This is a genomic window from Salinicola sp. MIT1003 (genome assembly GCF_001858555.1).
Lineage (GTDB): Bacteria > Pseudomonadota > Gammaproteobacteria > Pseudomonadales > Halomonadaceae > Salinicola > Salinicola salarius.
In genome coordinates this window covers 16,851-35,807 of sequence record NZ_MCAP01000059.1, presented here as the reverse complement: position 1 = coordinate 35,807, position 18,957 = coordinate 16,851, and the positions used below count along the sequence as shown (strand labels likewise).

The following is an 18,957-nucleotide window of genomic DNA, read 5'->3' as shown; positions in this document are numbered from 1 at the left end:
TTACATCAAGGAGTTCGAGTCCATGATCGCCACTCGTATTCAACTGGGGGTCAATATCGACCATGTCGCGACGCTGCGTCAGGCGCGCGGCACTCGCTATCCCGACCCGGTCCAGGCCGCGCTGCTGGCCGAGGAGGCCGGTGCCGATGGCATTACCCTGCATCTGCGCGAAGATCGGCGCCATATCCAGGAGCGTGACGTCGAGCTGATCGCCGCCGTGCTCAACATGCGCATGAACCTGGAAATGGCGGTCACCGAGGAGATGGTCGCCCTGGCCGAGCGGCTGCAACCCGCCGACGTCTGCCTGGTGCCGGAAAAGCGGGAAGAGTTGACCACTGAAGGCGGGCTTGATGTCGTGGGCGGTCGCGATGCCATCGCCAGCGTCTGTCGTCGACTCGAGGCGGCAGGGTGTCGGGTTTCGCTGTTCATCGATCCCGAGCCGGCACAGATTCAGGCGGCGTTCGAGGTCGGCGCCCCGGTCGTCGAGTTGCACACCGGTGGCTATGCGAAAGCCAGCGGCGAGGCGCAGCGCCTCGAGTACGAACGACTGACCGCGGCGGCGGAATTCGCCGACGAACTGGGCCTGGTGGTGAACGCCGGGCACGGCCTGCACTATCACAACGTCGAGGCGATTGCGGCGATTCCCGGCATCCACGAGCTCAACATTGGCCATGCGATCATTGCGCGAGCGCTGTTCGTCGGGCTCAAGGAGGCCGTGGCGGAAATGAAACGGCTGATGGTGGCCGGCCAGGAGTCGGGGCTCGTCGCCCAGATCGAATCCTTCGAGCATGACCACGACCACGACCACGACCACGACCACGCATAAGCGGGTCAATGAATGTTCGTGGCCGTCTGGTCGTCGGCCCATATGACCAGACGGTCGCAAGCGGTCATCACTTCACGAAATGCTTCGCCACACGCGTCCAGCGGATGTCGGCGAGCGCGGCTCTCCAATGTCTCGCAAGCCGCGGCCAGCTGGAGCGCGCCACAGTAGCAGCAACCGCCGCCGAGCTGGTGCGCGATTTCGGCAAGCTGCTCGGTATCGCGGTGGTGCCATGCCGCGTTCAGTTCGCGTCGATATCTGGGCAAGTCTGCCATCAGCAATGCCAGCATTTCTTCGGCGAGCACCTCGCGATCGCCATTGATCCGGCGGGCCTGGGCCTTGTCGACGACCGGCAGGTCGCCTGCGTGCAAGGGGGGCGGCGTTCGGGGGACATCTGTATCTGACGCCGAGAGCATCTGTTGCGAGGGCGAGGGCGGGCGCAGGGGCATCGTCAGGTACCGCGCCAGCACGCTTCTCAGCAGACTTTCTTCCAGCGGCTTGATCAGTATCTCGTCGATATCGTCCGTCGATCGGCCTCGTTGGTGCGCGTTCGGTTCGGCGGTCATGGCGATGACGGGCTTGCGCTCCCATTCCCGATTCGATCGTCGTAGACGATCGGTCGCTTCGAAGCCGCTGGCATCGGGCAAATGCAGATCCACCAGTACCAGATCGATGGTGAGTTCCGAGGCAAGGGCAACGGCCTCGGCGGCGTTACGCGCCGCCACGACTTCCGCGCCGATGGCGGTAAGTACCGTATCGAGATAATGCTGCGACACCTCGTCATCATCGATGACCAGCACTCGAGGGCGCGGGGGGAAATCCCGCTGACGATGCTCGGCGAGCATCCTGGCCAGGGCTCGCCCCAGGCTGTATCGGGATATCGGCAGTCGGAGAATGGTGCTTCCTTCCGGCAGGCGCCAGGTTATCGGCCTCGTCGGGGCGAGGTTGGCCATCAGCAGACAAGGGCGACGCATGGCATCGAAGCGCTGTTGCCAGATTCGGTGGGCCTCGGGCTCGAGAGCCTTCTCATCGATGCCGATGATCGATAGCTGACTCGTGTCACCCGTCGCGCTCAAGGAATCCGGTTCGCTCAGTGATTTCGGGCGTGCACGCCAGCGTTTGAGCGCATAGTCGAGCCTATACGCCAGCCGGGCATGGGGTTGCCATATCGCGATCTCCGCGCCTTCCAGATCGAATTCCGCAGGGCGAACATAGGGCTCGCAGGCCTCCAGTCCGATGCTGGCGATGACCGTGTTGCCCTTGCCCGAACGGGCCCCCAGGGCCAGCGACCCGTTCATCTCCGCTGCCAGCCGCTGGCAGATAGCGATACCCATGCCGGTTTCGGCATCGACTGCCTTGGCTCGCCCTCTTTCGAGCGCTCGCTTCAGGCGCTGACGATGTGATGGATCGCGGCTGCCGCCATCGCTGACACTCAAGCGCAAGCGGACCGCGCTACCTTCACGGCTCTCGAGAACGACGCGAATGACGATATCGCCTTCCTCGCCGTACTTGATGGCATTGTTGATCAGATTGGTCAGCAGTTGGCGGATGCCGATGTCGGCACCGACGAGGCGAGGGGGAACGTCGTCATAGACGGTAGCCAGCAAGGTCATGCGCTTCGCTTGCGCCAACGGCGTCTGCAGACACAGGATTTCCCAGAGCACCTCTGAAATATCGAACACATTATCTGCCCGACCGCGATTGTCTCCCAGCACATGATCGACGGTATCGAGCAGCCCGGTGGAAGCCAGATGAATGTGGCGCAGCCATTCCCGCTGCTGCGCATCGAGAGGACTGTTCTCCAGCAGGCGGCAGAACCCCAGCACCCCGGACAGCGGCGCGCGGAGTTCATGACTCACGTAGGCAAGATCGTTGTCCGCGCTCACTGCCGATGCGTGAGCCAACGATGACGCCGGGAAAAGCGGCGCTCTGGTATCGGATGCCGTGCGGCCACGCCTCGTACGGCCAAGATGGCGTGATCGCCGCCAGGTCAGCGCCAGCGCGAACAGTGGCAGCAGTGCCAGCAGCGACATCCAGGGGCCGAAGAAAGGGTGGTCAGGGATGGCGCTGGCACGCAGAGGATCGAGACTCAGATCCAGCCAGTAGCGGTGCGATGACTGCGGGACAACGAAGGTCTCCAGAGGCTGTATCCAGCGCTGGATCCCTTCGTGATTCCCGATGTGCAATGCCGAAGGAAGCGCCTCCAATGGCATGGTAGGAGGAATCGCCCCCGTGAAATCCCGAACGTTACCGCTTTCATCCCGCAGGGTGGCGTTGACGATCGCCGGATCGCTGGTCAGGCGGGCCAGCAGCTCATGCACCCGAGCCATGTCCTCGTTCTGCGCGGCCTCGGCCAGCGACGGCGTGAAGACACGATTGATGCTTTGCAGTCGCCGAGACAGCATCTGATCGTTGGCACGGCGCCATTCCCAGGCGTGCCACCCGGCCAAGCCGAGCAGCAGCGAAGAAAATAGTAGGAAAAAAATGACCAGCCAGCGTGTAATCATTAAACCCTGCAGCTATTGCGTTTCCATCAAGTTTATCGGCGAAGGTCCGAAAAACCATAGCCCTGTCAGTGATTCGAACCTGCCGTGCCATGAGGCGATGCCATAAAAAGGATCGCCCATCATTGAATCAGGGCGCGATACCAACACACGAGTCGTTGCCGTGTCCTGGATGATCGCTGTCATGTCCCCCGCTGGCTTCGATATACTATTACCATTCCATTTACCGTTCTCGGCCGGCCGTTTTCTTCGTCGGTCTGGCCTTGAACCGTACAAGCTCTGGCTCCAGGAACTTTTCTATGGCATTCCCCACGCTTGCGCAGACCGTTGGCAATACACCACTAGTGAGACTCGCCCGCATCAATGCCGGACGCGACAATACGATTCTGGCCAAGCTGGAGGGCAACAATCCGGCAGGTTCGGTCAAGGATCGTCCGGCGCTGTCCATGCTTCGCGAAGCGGAAGCCCGAGGCGATATTTCGCCGGGAGATACGTTGATCGAAGCGACATCCGGCAATACCGGCATTGCGCTCGCCATGGCCGCCGCGGTGATGGGATATCGCATGATCCTGATCATGCCGGACAACGCCTCCAGCGAGCGCAAGCAGGCCATGGCGGCCTACGGCGCCAAGCTGATCGGCGTCAGCAAGGAAGCCGGCATGGAAGGGGCGCGGGATCTGGCTGACGAGATGATCGCCCGGGGCGAAGGCAAACCGCTCAACCAGTTTGCCAATCCCGACAATCCGCTGGCCCACTACCGTACTACCGGCCCCGAACTGTGGGAGCAGACCGCAGGGCGCATCACCCATTTCGTCAGCGCCATGGGAACCACCGGCACCATCATGGGGACCTCGCGCTATCTCAAGGAACGCAATCCGTCGATCCAGATCGTCGGCCTGCAGCCGGCAGACGGCGCGAGCATTGCCGGCATCCGGCGCTGGCCCGAGGCGTATCTGCCCGATATCTTCGAACCGCAGCGGGTCGACAGCGTGCTGGACATCGGCCAGCAGGAAGCCGAGGAGCACATGCGCCGCCTGGCACGGGAAGAGGGGATTCTCGCTGGTGTCTCCTCCGGCGGAGCGCTGGCGGGGGCGCTGAGGATCGCCGAGCAGGTCGACAATGCCGTGATCGTGTTCATCGTCTGCGACCGTGGCGATCGCTATCTCTCCACCGGCCTCTACGCGCCGGACGCCTGATCATGGCGATGCTGGGAAAAAGACGATCACCGTCCGTGCGCCGTGAACGCCAGCCGTCGCGGCATGCGCCGGCAGCGAAAGCCGACGACGGCTCGCTGACCATCGAGCGACTGGCGCATGACGGGCGCGGCGTGGCGCGAAACGCCGAAGGCAAGACGGTGTTCGTCGATGCCGCGTTGCCGGGAGAGCGGGTCGATATCGCGATTCATCGTCAGCGCAAGCGCTATGACGAGGCTCATGTCCGTGAGCGCTTCAACGCAGCTGAACAGCGTGTGGAACCGCCCTGTGTCTACGCGGCGCGCTGCGGCGGCTGCGATCTTCAGCACTTGAGCGTCGCGGGCCAGCGCGAGCACAAGCGCCAAGCGTTGGTCGATCTGCTCAAGCGCCAAGCCATCGATTCGCCGGAAGCCATCGCGATGCTGGCTGGCAACGATGCCGGTTATCGTCGTCGCGCCAGGCTGGGCGTCAAGTGCGATGCGCAAGGTCAGGTGCATCTCGGGTTCCGCGCGCGAGGCAGCGAGCAACTGGTCGACATCGACAGCTGCCATGTGCTGGCGCCGCCGCTGGCGGCCCTGCTGCCGCGCCTGCGCGCACAGCTGGAGTCTCTCGAGGCGCCGCGTCATGTCGGGCACCTCGAACTGTTGCTGACCGATGCCGACGTGGTCACCGTGGTGGTGCGGCAGTTGCGCGACGTACCCGGAGACGAGCAGCGTTGGCGAGCGTTCGCCGCCCGCGACGGCTTCGCCTGCGCGCTGCGCCGAGGCCGCGAGTCGACCAGCCTGGTCTGGCTTGGCGACCGCCCGGAGCTGGTCACGACGGTCGACGACGACGGTCGCCGGCCGGTGTCGCTTTCGCTGGCGCCGGGGGATTTCCTGCAGGTCAACGCCGAGATCAACCAGCGCCTGGTCGACACGCTGCGAGATTGGCTTGCACCTCGTGGCGAGGAACGGCTGCTCGACCTGTTCGCCGGCATCGGCAACTTCTCGCTGGCGCTGGCCGATGACGTTGCCAGCGTCACGGCTGTCGAAGGTAGCAATGAGATGGTCGAACGGCTGCGAGACAATGCCAGCCGCAACGGCCTGAACGTCTCGGCATTGCAGGCCGATCTCAGCGCGCCGGGCACGACGATCGACGCCCTGATTGCCGAGCACGATACGGTATTGCTGGATCCGCCGCGGGACGGCGCCGATGCCGTTTGCCGACGGCTGGCGAAAAGCGACGTGGCGCGGGTGGCGTATATCTCCTGCGATCCCGCGTCGCTGGCGCGAGACGCGGCGCATCTGCTGGCGGGCGGCTATTCGCTGTCGCGTCTGGCAATGGCCGACATGTTTCCGCATACCGCCCATCTGGAGTCGCTCGCGTTGTTCGAGCGGCCACGGCGGCGGGTTGGCGGTCTCGAAAGTCCGATTTCGGGAGGCAAGCACTAGCATGGTAAAAGTGCGAGAGAGCGAACCGCTGGTCGATGGCAGCGTCGATCTGGATTTGTGGCTGAAACGACTGCAGCAGGATGTCGAGCTGCGAGCGCCCGAGCGTATACGCCAGGCCTGCGACCTGGCTCTCCGGGCCAGCGAGCGGGATGCCCAGGGCGTGCCCGGAGCGCTCTCTGATCAGACGCTGCTCACTGGCCTGGAAATGGCCGACATTCTCAGCCAGCTCAAGCTGGACCAACCCACGCTGGAAGCCGCGATCCTGTATCGCAGTGTCCGCCGCGGCCTGTTGAGTCTCGATAGTGTCTCCAAGCAGATGGGTGGCGAAGTCGCCAAGCTGATCGAAGGTGTGCTCAGCATGGCCGCGATCAGCCAGCTGCAGGCCCCCAAGCATGGTCTGTCGCAGCACAACCAGCAGGACAACTTGCGCAAGATGCTGGTGACCATGGTCGACGACGTCCGCGTGGCGCTGATCAAGATCGCCGAACGCACCTGCATGCTGCGTCAGGTCAAGGATGCATCGCGTGAGAAGCGGCTACGCGTGGCGCGCGAAGTATTCGATATCTATGCGCCGCTGGCCCATCGGCTGGGCATCGGCCAGATCAAGTGGGAGCTGGAGGACCTGGCCTTCCGCTACCTGCACGAAACCGAATACAAATCGATCGCCAAGCAGTTGGCGGAGAAACGGCTGGATCGAGACCGTTATATCCAGGAGGTCGTGCATACTCTGGAAACGCTGCTCGAACGTCAGGGGATACTGCGATATCACCTGGACGGTCGCGCCAAGCATATCTATTCGATCTGGCGCAAGATGCAGCGCAAGCGTATCGATTTCTCCCAGGTCTACGACGTACGCGCAGTCCGCATTCTGGTGCCGGAAATCGCCGACTGCTATACCACCCTCGGTATCGTGCATTCGCGCTGGCACCATGTGCCCAACGAATTCGACGACTATATCGCCAATCCCAAGAAGAACGGCTACCAGTCGCTGCATACCGCGGTCATCGGCCCCGAGAACAAGGTGCTCGAGATCCAGGTGCGTACCTTCGCCATGCACGAGGAGGCGGAGCTCGGCGTCTGCGCGCACTGGCGCTACAAGGGGATGGACACCAACGCCAAGAGCCGGAGCTACGAAGAGAAGATCGCGTGGCTGCGCCAGGTGCTCGAGTGGCAGGAGGAGGTCGGCGACGTCGGCGATTTCCGCGAAGGGCTGGCGAGCGATGTGGCGCCGGACCGGATCTACGTGTTCACTCCGGACGGCCACGTCATCGACATGCCGCAGGTCGCCACGCCGATCGATTTCGCCTACCGCGTCCATACCGAAATCGGCCACCGCTGCCGCGGGGCCAAGGTGGATGGCCGAATCGTCCCGCTGACCTACCTGCTCAAGACCGGCCAGCAGGTCGAGATCCTGACCGCGACCAAGAGTGCGCCGAGCCGCGACTGGATCAACCCCAACCTGGGCTATGTCCGCACCTCGCGCGCGCGCTCCAAGATCCAGGCCTGGTTCAAGCTGCAGGCGCGGGAGCAGAACCTCGACGAGGGCAAGGCGATCTTCGACCGCGAATTCCGCCGGCTCGATATCGATGGCGTCGATCTCGAACGCCTGGCAGGGGCGGTCAACTACACCTCGGTGGATGACATGTACGCCGCGATCGGCGCCGGCGATCTTCGCATCGGCCAGGTGCTGCATCAGGCACAGCAGTTGTTCGGCGAGAGCGACGACCAGGAGCAGCTCGACCGCCTGCTGACCAAGCCCAGGCGGCACCAGGGCAAGGAGCCCAGCGACGGCATCACCGTACTCGGCGTCGGCAATCTCAAGACGGCCATGGCCAATTGCTGCCACCCGGTGCCGGGGGACCAGATCATCGGCTACATCACCCAGGGTCGCGGTGTCACCGTTCACCGCCAGGACTGCGCCAACGTGCTGCAGCTGCGCAGCGAGGAGCCACGGCGGATCGTCGATGTCGAATGGGGGCAGAAAGTGCGTGCCCAGTATCCGGTCGATATCGAGATCGAGGCGTGGGATCGCTCCGGGCTGCTGCGCGATGTCACCCACGTGCTCTCCAGCGATCGCGTCAACGTGACCTCGGTCAACACGGTGACGGACAAGCTGGACAACATCGCGCGGATGCGGATCACCCTGGAAATCGAAGGACTGGAGGCACTGGAGCGCATCTTCTCGCGCATCCAGCAGTTGCCCAACGTGATCGACGTCAAACGGCTGCGCCAGGGCCATGCTCAGGGACAGGCATCGCAATGAAGGACGAGGACACGACACTATCGCCCGAGGCTGGCCGCCAGGATTCTCGGCGGCATACGCTCGATGACCTGCTGACCCTGATGGCCGTGTTGAGAGACCCCCGGCACGGCTGCCCGTGGGATATCAAGCAGGAGTGGGACACCATCGTCCCGCATACGCTCGAGGAAGCCTACGAGGTCGCCGATGCCATCGAGCGGCGGGCTTTCGACGAACTCCCCGGCGAGCTGGGCGATCTGCTGTTCCAGGTCGTCTACTACAGCCAGTTCGGTAGTGAAGAAGGGCGCTTCGACTTCGACGATGTCGTCCATACTCTGGTGGCGAAGATGCTGCGCCGCCATCCGCACGTCTTCCCCGACGGCACGCTGGAGTCCCGGCGAGGCGATGACGAGATCGCCGAGAGCCGGGTGAAGGCGCGCTGGGAAGCGCTCAAGGCCGAGGAGCGCGAAGTTCGCCATACTTCGAATCGAGGCAGAGCCTCGGCGCTGGACGACGTTCCGACCGCCTTGCCGGCTCTGAGCCGTGCCGCCAAGCTGAGCAAACGTGCGGCCGGCCAGGGCTTCGACTGGCCGGATGAGCGTGGGGTCATTGACAAGATCCGCGAGGAGCTCTCCGAGGTCGAAGCGGCGCTGGCCGAAGACGATCGAGCCCACGCCCAGGAAGAGGTCGGCGACCTGCTGTTCGCCGTGGTCAACCTGGCGCGCCGTCTGGGGTGTGACCCGGAGCAGCAGCTGCGCCGTACCAATGGCAAGTTCGAGCGCCGCTTTCGTCATGTCGAGCGGGCGCTGGCGGAAGACGGCTTGTTCATCGAGCATGCCTCGCTGGAAGAGATGGAGCGCCACTGGCAGGCGGCGAAGCAGGACGAAAACGCCTGAATCCTTCATTGATGTTGTAAATTTACGACTAATGTCGTTTTCCTGCCGGTCGACTCCGTCCCGCAGATCGTTATGCTGAACCCTAAAGGGCTTCTGACGATATCGGTCTGTCCGGGCAGGGTCGCCACGCGGTGTCCCTGCGCCACCATCTTGGGAGGGATGCCATGAACTCGGAAACGGAAACGTCGCTGCATGAGTCGTTGCGGGACAATGTCAGGCTGCTGGGCGATAGTCTCGGCCGCACTATTGCCAAGGATCTCGGCAGTGAGTTCGTGGACCGCATCGAACGTATCCGCGCCCTGGCCAAGAAAGGGCGGCAGAGCGCGGAGGAGGCGGACCGCCGCGAGCTGATCGACTACCTTCGCGCGCTCCCCGAGCAGGAACTGCTGCCGGTCACCCGCGCGTTCAACCAGTTTCTCAACTTCTCCAATATCGCCGAACAGCACTATCGGGCGCGCTTTCGGCGGGTCGAGGACTACAAGCCCGGCACCCAGCCCGATCTTGGCGAGCTGCTCCATCGGGCGGCGTCGTCGGGACATTCCCCGCGCCAGTTGGTCGATGCCATCGCCGACATGCGAATCGACCTGGTATTGACGGCGCACCCCACCGAAGTCATTCGCCGCACCCTGATCCAGAAATACGACGCCATCGATCACTGCCTGCAGATCATCGAGACCAGCGCCGACCATCCGGAAGTGCTGCAGCGCGCGCACGGCCGCCTGGAAGAACTGATCGCCCAGTCCTGGCACACCGACGAGATCCGGCATGAACGTCCCACGCCCGTCGACGAGGCGAAATGGGGATTTGCGGTGATCGAGAATTCGCTGTGGGAAGCGGTGCCGACGTTCCACCGCGACCTGGACACGCTGCTGATGGAGACCGCCGGCGAGCGCCTGCCGCTGGAAGCTTCGCCTATCCGCTTCGCCTCGTGGATGGGCGGCGACCGGGACGGCAATCCCAATGTCACGGCCAGCGTGACCGAAGAAGTCCTGCTGCTGGGCCGCTGGATGGCGGCCGATCTCTACCTGCGCGATCTCGAACAGCTCAAGGCCGAGCTGTCGATGTGGAAGGCCAGCGATGCGCTGCGGGCCGAGATCGGGGACGATCCCGAGCGCGATTCTCGACAAGCAGCAGAACCTTATCGCGCCCTGCTCAAGCGGCTATCGACCCGGCTGGAGGCGACCCGGGCCTGGTCGCGCGCGCGACTCGACGGTGAACCGCCCGGCGACGCGCCGATCATCGAAACGCGCGAACAGCTTTTCGCGCCGTTGCTGACCTGCTATCGCTCGCTGTGCGACGTGGGGCTGGAAACCATCGCTAACGGCGTGCTGCTCGACACACTGCGACGGGTGGCGATCTTCGGCGTCAACCTGGCCAAGCTCGACGTACGCCAGGATGGCGCCCGCCACGCTCAGGTGTTCGAGGAGCTGACCCAATACCTTGGCATCGGCCATTATCAGGACTGGGACGAACCGGCGCGGCAGGCGTTTCTGCTCGAGGAACTGGCCTCGCCGCGACCGCTGATTCCCTCGCGCTGGGCGTGCTCGGCCGAGACGCGGGAAGTGCTCGATACCTTCGGTGTCATCGGCCGCGAGCATCGTCAGGCGCTGGGCACCTACGTCATTTCCATGGCGCAGCAACCTTCCGACGTGCTGGCGGTGGCGCTGCTGATGAAGGAAGCCGGCAACGGCGTGCGTCTGCCCATCGCGCCGCTGTTCGAGACGCTGGACGATCTGGATCGGGCCGGCGACGTGATCGAACGCCTGCTGGCGCTACCGGGCTATCGCGAGGTCGCCGGCGATCACCAGGAAGTGATGATCGGCTACTCGGATTCGGCCAAGGATGCCGGCCAGCTGGCCGCTGCCTGGGCCCAGTATCGGGCCCAGGAGCGGCTGGTCGAGGTGTGCCGCGAAGGCGGCGTGTCGTTGACCCTCTTCCACGGCCGTGGCGGCACCGTCGGTCGTGGCGGCGGTCCGGCCCATGCCGCGATCCTGTCGCAGCCGCCCGGCTCGGTGAACGGCAGCCTGCGGGTGACCGAGCAGGGCGAGATGATCCGCTTCAAGTTCGGCCAGCCCGATATCGCCCTGCGCTCGATGGAAATCTACGTCTGCGCGGTGCTGGAAGCGACGTTGCTGCCGCCGCCCGCGCCGCAGCCGGTCTGGCGCGAGGAGATGGACCGCCTGGCCGGTATCGCCCACCGCGCCTACGTTGGCGTCGTGCGCGAGGATCCTGAATTCGTGCCTTATTTCCGGGCGGTAACGCCGGAAGGCGCGCTGGGCCGGCTGCCGCTGGGTTCGCGTCCCGCCAAGCGGCGTCAGGAGGGCGGTATCGAAACGCTGCGTGCCATTCCCTGGATCTTCGCCTGGACGCAGACCCGCCTGATGTTGCCGGCCTGGCTGGGGAGCGGCGAAGCATTCTCGCAGCGGCTGGAAGAAGATGGCGGGCTTGATAGATTGCGCGAGATGCGCGAGCAGTGGCCATTCTTCGGCACTTACCTGGACATGCTCGAGATGCTGCTGGCCAAGTCGGATCCGCTCATCGCCGCCTACTACGAAAACCGCCTGGTCGACGATCCCGCCCTGACGCACCTGGGCGAGTCGCTGCGTCAGCGCCTGGTGGATCTGGAGGCCGTGCTGCTGCGAATACTCGATCAGCGCCAGTTGCTCGAGAACACGCCGCTGATTCGTCAGGCCATCGAGGTGCGCAACCCCTACATCGACCCGTTGCATGGCCTTCAGGCCGAACTGCTGCAACGCAACCGCGATGCGGACGGCGACATTACCCCGGAGCTCACGCGGGCGCTGATGGTCACGATGGCGGGCATCGCCGCTGGCCTTCGTAACACCGGCTAGCCACCGAGCTTTGCCAATCCTGCTATAGGGAATCCTGCTATAAGGATAGTGACTGCGAGACGCGATCGAGGGCGTACCGACGGCTGGTCGGTCCGTCCTCCGTCATCCGGGCGCGGTCACCGTTGGTTCGGTCACGGGGAGTGCGGCATGGAGTTCAAGGATTACTATGCGGTGCTGGGGGTCGAGCGGGATGCCACCCAGGATGAGATCAAGCGGGCCTATCGCAAGCTGGCGCGAAAGTATCATCCGGACGTCAGCAAGGAAGCCGACGCCGATGCCCGCTTCAAGGAGCTGGGCGAGGCGTACGAGGTGCTGAAGGATCCGGAAAAGCGTCTCGCCTATGATCAGGTGGGTCGAGGCCAGCGGGCCGGGCAGGATTTCCGACCGCCGCCGGACTGGGATACCGGATTCGAGTTCAGAGGCGGTGGCTACACGCAGGAAGGCTATGCCCGGGAAGATAGTGCGGCTTTCAGCGATTTCTTCGAGTCCCTGTTCGGCCAGCGCCGGGGTTATGGCTCGACGGGCTTTGGTTCGACGGGTTTTGATTCGACGGGTTTTGATTCGACGGGCTTTGGTTCGGACGGCTTCGCGCATGGCGAGTCCGACGGTGCCCGGTATCGTACCCGCGGCGCGAATGTGCGCGGCGAGGATCATCACGCCAAGGTCTCGATTGCACTCGAGGATGCCTATCGCGGTGCGACGCGGACGCTGACGCTCCAGAGCGGCGAAATCGACGGGCAGGGCAGGCTGCGGTCCCGTCATCGCACCTTGAAAGTGCGCATTCCCAAGGGTGTGAAGCAGGGCCAGCGGATCCGATTGAGCGGGCAGGGCGAGCCGGGCCTTGGAGGCGGGCCGGCCGGCGATCTCTACCTGGAGATCGAATTCGAGCCGCATCGGCGCTATCAGGTGGAAGGGCGCGACGTCACGGTGAAGCTCCCCGTTGCGCCCTGGGAGGCGGCATTGGGCGCCACGGTTACGGTCCCGATGCCCGAAGGCTCCGTGGAGATGAAGATTCCACCGGACTCCCAGAGCGGGCGGCGCCTGCGACTCAAGGGTCGCGGTATACCCGGTCAGCCGCCGGGGGATTGCTACGTGACCCTGGAGGTCGTCCTGCCTTCGGCGAAGCGTGACGACGTCAAGGCAGCCTATCGCCAGCTGGCGGCGGTGGCAGGTTTCAACCCCAGAGCGGACGCGGAGAACGGATCATGACCATCCACGACCTCACTGAAATGCCGGTCGACAATCTCGACGAAACCCCCGTTCTGACGCTGGGCGAATTATGCCGAGCCTGCACGGTCCACGCGGAGTGGGTCATCGAGCTGGTCGACGAAGGCATCATCGAGCCCAGCGGGCGTCGGCGCGAGCAGTGGCGTTTCTATGGCGCTAGCCTGCACCGCGTGAAGGTCGTAAAGCGACTGCAACGGGATCTCGGTGTCAATCTGGCCGGGGCGGCGCTGGCGCTCGAACTGATGGATGAGGTGGCAAGATTGCGTCAGAAAGTCGGTGAAAACTAGGGGCGGTTTTTCGATATCGTTGCCGCGTCATGAAACGGCTTTGCAGCTGAATAGCCTGAATATCGGCCGGTAGAGTCGCCAAATAGCTCCCGGTCATGGGCTATGTTGGTAAGTTTACGACTATAGTCTTGTCGCAGAAAAACCACTCTCGTCATCAAAATGAGCATGCTACGCTTGTTTTGACTTCCCGCTTTTCTGCGATTCCCCCATGCCAATCACGATAATGGAAACGCGGGCGCTATCGATCGATATCGACCCGCTGATTCTCGATGCCGCCCGTAGCTTAATCGATTCATCAAAGCGTCGAATCCTCGGCCTGGTCGGCGCCCCGGGTTCCGGCAAGAGCACGCTGTCGGAGGCACTGCTCGCTGCGCTGGGGGATCAGGCGCAAGTCGTGCCGATGGATGGCTTCCATCTTTCCAATCGCCAACTGGACGCATTGGGGCGTGCCCAGAGGAAGGGTGCGCCGGACACCTTCGATGCGTTCGGCTACCGCGATCTGCTGCATCGTCTTCGCGCTAGTTATCGCAATCGCGAAACCGTGTATGCCCCCGGCTTCTATCGGGAAATCGAGGAACCCATCGCCGCCAGTATCGCGGTCACGCCGGGATCGCCTCTGATCATTACCGAAGGCAACTATCTGCTGCTCGAGGAGGAACCCTGGCCTCGAGTGCGTGCCATGCTGGACGAAGTTTGGTTTCTCGACGTCGATCAGGAACTGCGGGAAGAGCGCCTGGTGGCTCGGCATATGCAGTTCGGCCGTACCGAACGGCAGGCACGGGAGTGGGTGCGAACGACCGATGCCCCCAACGCCGAACGCATCGAGGCCATGGCTGCCAGCGCGGATCGCCAGTTGTGGTGGAACGGTTCCAGCATACGGTTCAAATCGGTGTGATCGCCCGCCGGGCGAAGCCAACGCGTCATCCGGCTTGCTCGGTGTTTATGGAAAAACATAAGGAAAGAGGCAAGGAGAGACATGAACGCAAATGCTTCCACCAGTCGCGGCCCGCAGCGTAAGGGGCTGGTCGTCATGGTATCTGTCGTGGCCGCGCTGGGTGGCCTGCTGTTCGGTTACGACACCGGCATCATCGGTGTGGCTCTGCTGGGGCTGTCGAAGCAGTTCGCCCTCGACGATACCCTCAAGCAGCTCGTCACCGGCGCTATCATCCTGGGTGCCATCTTCGGCTGCGTGGGTACCGGGCGGCTGTCCGACCGTCTCGGCCGCCGCTGGACGATCGTGCTGGTCGGTGCGGTGTTCATCCTCGGCTCGATCCTGTCGGCGGCCTCGACCAGCGTCGGCATGCTGATCGCGGCGCGATTCATTCTCGGGCTCTCCGCCGGTAGCGCCACGCAGATCATTCCGGTCTACATCGCCGAAGTCACGCCGCCGGAGCACCGCGGGAAGCTGGTGGTGATGTTCCAGTTCATGGTGGTATTCGGCATTCTCGTCGCCTATCTCGTGGGCTATGGCCTGGGCGAGCAGTGGCGCTGGATGTTCGGTCTCGGCATCATCCCGGCGGTGATTCTGATGCTGGGCATGCTGGTTCTGCCGGAGAGTCCCCGCTGGCTGGTAGGCAAGGGGCGTGAACCGGAAGCGCTGGCCATTCTCGAACGCGTGCGCGCCAGTCGGGAAGGGGCTCAATCCGAGATGGACGAGATCAAGGAGGTCTCGGCGCGCCCCGAAGGTTCCTGGCGCGATCTGTTCCAGCCCTGGATCCGCCCCGCGCTGGTGGCCGGCGTGGGGATCGCCATGTTTTCGCAGATCACCGGCAACAACGCGCTGATCTACTACGCGCCGACCATCCTGAGCCAGGCCGGCTTCGGTGACAGTGCCTCGGTGCTGGCGGCCATCGGGGGCGCGGTGCTGATCAATCTGGCGACGATCCTGGGCATCTTTCTGGTTGACCGCATTGGCCGCAAGCGGTTCCTGCTGTGGATGGTGCCGGGTTCGGCGGTGGCGCTGTTCCTTATGGGACTACTGTTTATCGGTGGCGCACCCGAGGACGCTTTCAGTCAGTATGCGCTGGTGGCGTGCCTGGCGATCTACATGGCGCTCAACTGCAGTTTCGGTGTCTGCCTGTGGCTGATCAACGCGGAGGTCTATCCGCTGTTCGTGCGGGGAAAAGGCGCCAGCATGGGCGCGCTGAGCCACTGGGTATTCAACTTGCTGGTCACGTTGACCACGCTGTCGCTGATCAGCGCGCTGGGCACTTCCGGCACGTTCTGGCTCTATGCCGTGATCACTGCGATCGCCCTGGTTTTCATCATCCGCTACGTACCCGAGACGATGGGGCGCTCGCTCGAAGAGATCGAGAGCGATCTCAAGAAGGGCATCTTTTTCCCGGCGGACAGGGCCAAGGTCGATTCAAATGAGACTTCTGGAGCGGCCAGCGCTGCAGAATGATCGCCTGACGCGCTCAACGATGAACGATACGGCCGGTCATATTGACCGGCCGTATTCGTTTCCCGCCATCGGTTCGACGCTAGCGCGGCGTCGTTCGATAGAGCGCATCGATCGTGGCGACTTCGAGCCCATGGCGGCGCCCCGCCTCGATCAGCGGCCCCAGGATCGCATCACGCTCCGTGGGGCGTCCGGCGAGCACGTCCTGCAGCATCGAAGACCGATTGGCGGCAGTGGCTTCGATCACGGCGTCGACGAATGCCTGCCAGCCCGCGTCGGGTGGTAAGACGCCTTCGGCCTGCATGATTTGGGCGATCTCCGCTACCAGCGCGACGATTCGAGGCCGGAATCGGGGCGCTGCCAGTTCGCCGTTGCGAACACGATGACTGGCGGTCAGCGGATTGATCACGGCGTTGATCGCGAGCTTCTGCCAGAGTCGCTGGCGGATATCGCGGCATGGCGCGGCCGTGATGCCGGCTCGGGTCAGGCGCTCGGCAACGCTGGCCGCCAGGGCGCGGTGGCGGGCGGCGAGATCGCCGATCCAGGTCTTGCCGGCGGCGGCATGCACCACATCGGGTAGAAGGCTATCCGGGTCGGGTCCGGGACGATAGGCGGCTTCGGTGGTCGAGGCGCAGAGTACCGGTCCGGCCCAGCGTTCGGTGATGTCCGGCTGACTGCGAAAGCCGTTCTGCAACAGCAGCAGTGGCGTGGCCGGCGCGAGACGGGGCGCCAGCGCGTCCAAAGCCGCCTGTGCATCGTGCGATTTGGTCGCCAGCACCACCAGCGCCGGCGCTTCGTTTCCGGCGGGCCGATCCGCCCAATCATTCAGTTGCCCACGTGGCAACGCTATCTGCCGATCCCGGCCTTCCAGCGTGCGCAGCCGGATCGCCGGCGGAGCCGGGCGTCTACCGAGCAGGATCACGGGATGCGTCGGCGCGATGGCGGCGGCAAACAGCTGGCCGAGCGCGCCGGCACCGACGATCAGCCACGGGCCGCCGGCGGCTAACGTCGCGGGTCGGGAGTGTTCGGGGCTGGAGTGTTTGGGTCGAGTCGTCATGAGCCGGGTTTCCTGGCACGGCGGGCGCGTACTGGTTTGGCAGGCGTTTTCGACTGTCCGCTTTTCGATGTCGCGGCCTTTGGTCGAGTTCCCGTCGATCGTCGTCGTGGGCGGCCGGCGCTGGTCTTGCGTCCGCCGCGCTTTGCTGCCGGGGCTTCCGGCGCGCTGCCCTGCGCCGCGAGCTTGAGCGCCTGATTGAGCCGGCTGGCGTCTGCCTGGCCCAACAGCGCGCGCAGGTCGCTGACCAGCGCTTCCAGAAAAGGCGTCGGCGCGTCCTGATTGTCGGCAATCGCCGAAAGCCGCTGCTCCCACAGCGCGGTACGTTCCGGCCGGGTCGCCGCAGGCGGGAGCGAGTCGATCAGGGCATGGCCGGTGCGCGTGGCCTTGATGGCTTTTCTGTCGCGAACCAGATAGCCCCGCGTGAGCAGCGTCTCGATGATGCCGGCCCGGGTCGCTTCGGTGCCGAGACCGTCGGACTCGCGCAGCGTACGCTTGACCGCGGGGTCCTCGACGTAGCGGGCGATGTTCATCATCGCCTTGATCAGGCTGGCGTCGGTGAACGGCTCCGGTGGCCGGGTTTCGCGATCCTCGCTGCTCGCATCGGTCGCCGTGGCCGGCTCGCCACGCGTCAGCGGAGGCAGCGCGGGGACGTCGTCGCGAGTGGTGAACAGCGGCTTCCAGCCCGGTTCGAGGATCTCCCGCCCCTGGGCCTTGAAGCGTTCATCGAGGAGTTCGAAGATCGCTTGCGTCTCGTAGGTCTCGAGCGCCGGATAGAACTGGGCGAGGACGTTGCGCGCGATCAATCGGAACAGGTTGGCCTCGTCGCGGTTCAGCCTGTCCATGTCCGCCGGCCGGCCCGTCGGCGCCAGCGCGTGGTGGGCGCCAACCCTGGTGTCGTCCCAGGCCTTGGAGCGCAGGCCGAAGTCTGCCTGCTCGACCCATTCCTGCAGTTGGTCGTCGAGGTGACAGGCGCTGGTCAGGGTCTTGGCCGCTTCCCGATGGTGCGCGGCGGGCAGGTAGCGGCAGTCCGAGCGGGGATAGGTGATCAGCTGGTGGCGCTCGTAGAGCGACTGGCAGACATCGAGCACTCGCTGCGCGGAGAGGCCGTGGCGTCGTGCGGCATCGACCTGTAGCGCGGACAGCGAGTAGGGCAGCGGCGCGGCCTGACGCTTGCGCTTCTGGTCGAGTTCGGCGAGATGGCCGCGGGCGCCGACGAGCCGTTGCGCCAGCGCCTCGGCCGGACGCGGATCGAGCAGGCGGCCCTGCTCATCAAAACACGAGCCATCAAAACACGAGCCATCGAAAGACCGGCCGTTCAGCGGACGGTGTTCGCCGGGCTGCCACCAGGCCCGCAGCGAGCCGCTGGCGACCTGAAGGTCGACCCACAGAACGTAGAAGGGCTTGGGTTCGAACACGGCGATATCACGATCGCGCCGAACCACCAGCCCCAGCACCGGCGTCTGCACGCGACCCACCGACAGCAGCCCGTCGAAGCCGGCCTGACGACCGATCAAGGTCCAGGCGCGAGTCAGGTTGATGCCGTACAGCCAGTCAGCGCGGGAACGGGCCTCGGCGGCAGCATGGAGCGGCTGGTAGCGGCGGTTGTCCTCGAGGCTGGCGAGCGCCTTGACTACGGCAGGCCGATTGAGATCCTGAACCAGCAGCCGCTGGGTCTGCCGACGCCAGCCCAGATGATCCAGCACTTCCTGCACCAGCAACTGGCCCTCGCGATCCGGGTCGCCGGCGTGCACGACGCTGTCGGCGCTCTTGATCAGCTTGCGCAGCACGGCCAGCTGCGATCTTGCCTGGCTTCTCGGAACCAGTTGCCAGCGCTGGGGAATGATCGGCAGATCATCGAGCCTCCACTGCTTGTATCTCGGGTCGTAGCGCTCGGGCGGTGCCTGTTCCAGCAGGTGGCCGAGACACCAGCTCACGACGGTATCGCCGGCCTCGAGATAGCCATCGCGGCGCGTCGCCTTGACCGGCAGGGCATCGGCGATGGCCCGGGCGAGACTCGGCTTTTCGGCGACGATCAAACGCATGGCGCG

General features: G+C 64.4%; 13 protein-coding genes. 10 read left to right on the top strand and 3 right to left on the bottom strand.

Going from position 1 to position 18,957, the window contains the following annotated elements:
• The first annotated feature begins 22 nt into the window (after positions 1-22).
• Positions 23-826 carry a pyridoxine 5'-phosphate synthase gene (pdxJ, locus tag BC443_RS16830; RefSeq protein ID WP_071233008.1) on the top strand — a complete coding sequence of 268 codons (804 nt, stop codon included), beginning with the start codon at positions 23-25 and terminating at the stop codon, positions 824-826.
• 5 nt (positions 827-831) lie between these two features.
• Here the strand turns inward: pdxJ and BC443_RS16825 are convergent, their stop codons facing one another.
• Complete coding sequence (locus tag BC443_RS16825) at positions 832-3,330, bottom strand: response regulator (RefSeq protein WP_071233006.1); 2,499 nt, start codon at positions 3,328-3,330, stop codon at positions 832-834.
• Positions 3,331-3,626: 296 nt separating this feature from the next.
• Here BC443_RS16825 and cysM point away from each other — a divergent pair, with 296 nt between their 5' ends.
• From cysM to BC443_RS16780, 9 genes are all read left to right on the top strand, one after another.
• Positions 3,627-4,523, top strand: coding sequence for a cysteine synthase CysM (gene cysM, locus BC443_RS16820; protein ID WP_071233004.1), 897 nt, complete (start codon positions 3,627-3,629; stop codon positions 4,521-4,523).
• Positions 4,524-4,525: 2 nt separating this feature from the next.
• On the top strand, positions 4,526-5,950 hold the full coding sequence (gene rlmD, locus BC443_RS16815) for a 23S rRNA (uracil(1939)-C(5))-methyltransferase RlmD (RefSeq protein ID WP_071233003.1): 1,425 nt from the start codon (positions 4,526-4,528) through the stop codon (positions 5,948-5,950).
• Between the two features lies 1 nt (position 5,951).
• Positions 5,952-8,213, top strand: a complete 2,262-nt coding sequence (gene relA, locus BC443_RS16810; protein WP_071233002.1) for a GTP diphosphokinase — start codon at positions 5,952-5,954, stop codon at positions 8,211-8,213.
• Entirely contained in the window at positions 8,210-9,085 is an 876-nt protein-coding gene (gene mazG, locus BC443_RS16805) for a nucleoside triphosphate pyrophosphohydrolase (RefSeq protein WP_071233001.1), read from the top strand. Before relA ends, mazG begins: the two co-directional genes overlap by 4 nt.
• Before the next feature lie 164 nt (positions 9,086-9,249).
• Entirely contained in the window at positions 9,250-11,937 is a 2,688-nt protein-coding gene (gene ppc, locus BC443_RS16800) for a phosphoenolpyruvate carboxylase (RefSeq protein ID WP_071232999.1), read from the top strand.
• Positions 11,938-12,084: 147 nt separating this feature from the next.
• On the top strand, positions 12,085-13,146 hold the full coding sequence (locus tag BC443_RS16795) for a DnaJ C-terminal domain-containing protein (RefSeq protein WP_071232998.1): 1,062 nt from the start codon (positions 12,085-12,087) through the stop codon (positions 13,144-13,146).
• The gene (locus BC443_RS16790; protein WP_071232996.1) at positions 13,143-13,451 is read left to right on the top strand and encodes a chaperone modulator CbpM; all 309 of its coding nucleotides are present in this window, start codon (positions 13,143-13,145) and stop codon (positions 13,449-13,451) included. Before BC443_RS16795 ends, BC443_RS16790 begins: the two co-directional genes overlap by 4 nt.
• Before the next feature lie 208 nt (positions 13,452-13,659).
• Entirely contained in the window at positions 13,660-14,346 is a 687-nt protein-coding gene (locus BC443_RS16785; RefSeq protein ID WP_071232994.1) for a nucleoside/nucleotide kinase family protein, read from the top strand.
• Between the two features lie 81 nt (positions 14,347-14,427).
• Entirely contained in the window at positions 14,428-15,855 is a 1,428-nt protein-coding gene (locus BC443_RS16780; protein WP_071232992.1) for a sugar porter family MFS transporter, read from the top strand.
• 79 nt (positions 15,856-15,934) lie between these two features.
• Here BC443_RS16780 and BC443_RS16775 read toward each other — a convergent pair whose 3' ends face one another.
• Positions 15,935-16,909, bottom strand: coding sequence for a 2-dehydropantoate 2-reductase (locus BC443_RS16775; RefSeq protein WP_083387490.1), 975 nt, complete (start codon positions 16,907-16,909; stop codon positions 15,935-15,937).
• Positions 16,906-18,951 carry a DNA topoisomerase III gene (locus BC443_RS16770; protein ID WP_071232991.1) on the bottom strand — a complete coding sequence of 682 codons (2,046 nt, stop codon included), beginning with the start codon at positions 18,949-18,951 and terminating at the stop codon, positions 16,906-16,908. Before BC443_RS16770 ends, BC443_RS16775 begins: the two co-directional genes overlap by 4 nt.
• Positions 18,952-18,957: the final 6 nt, after the last annotated feature.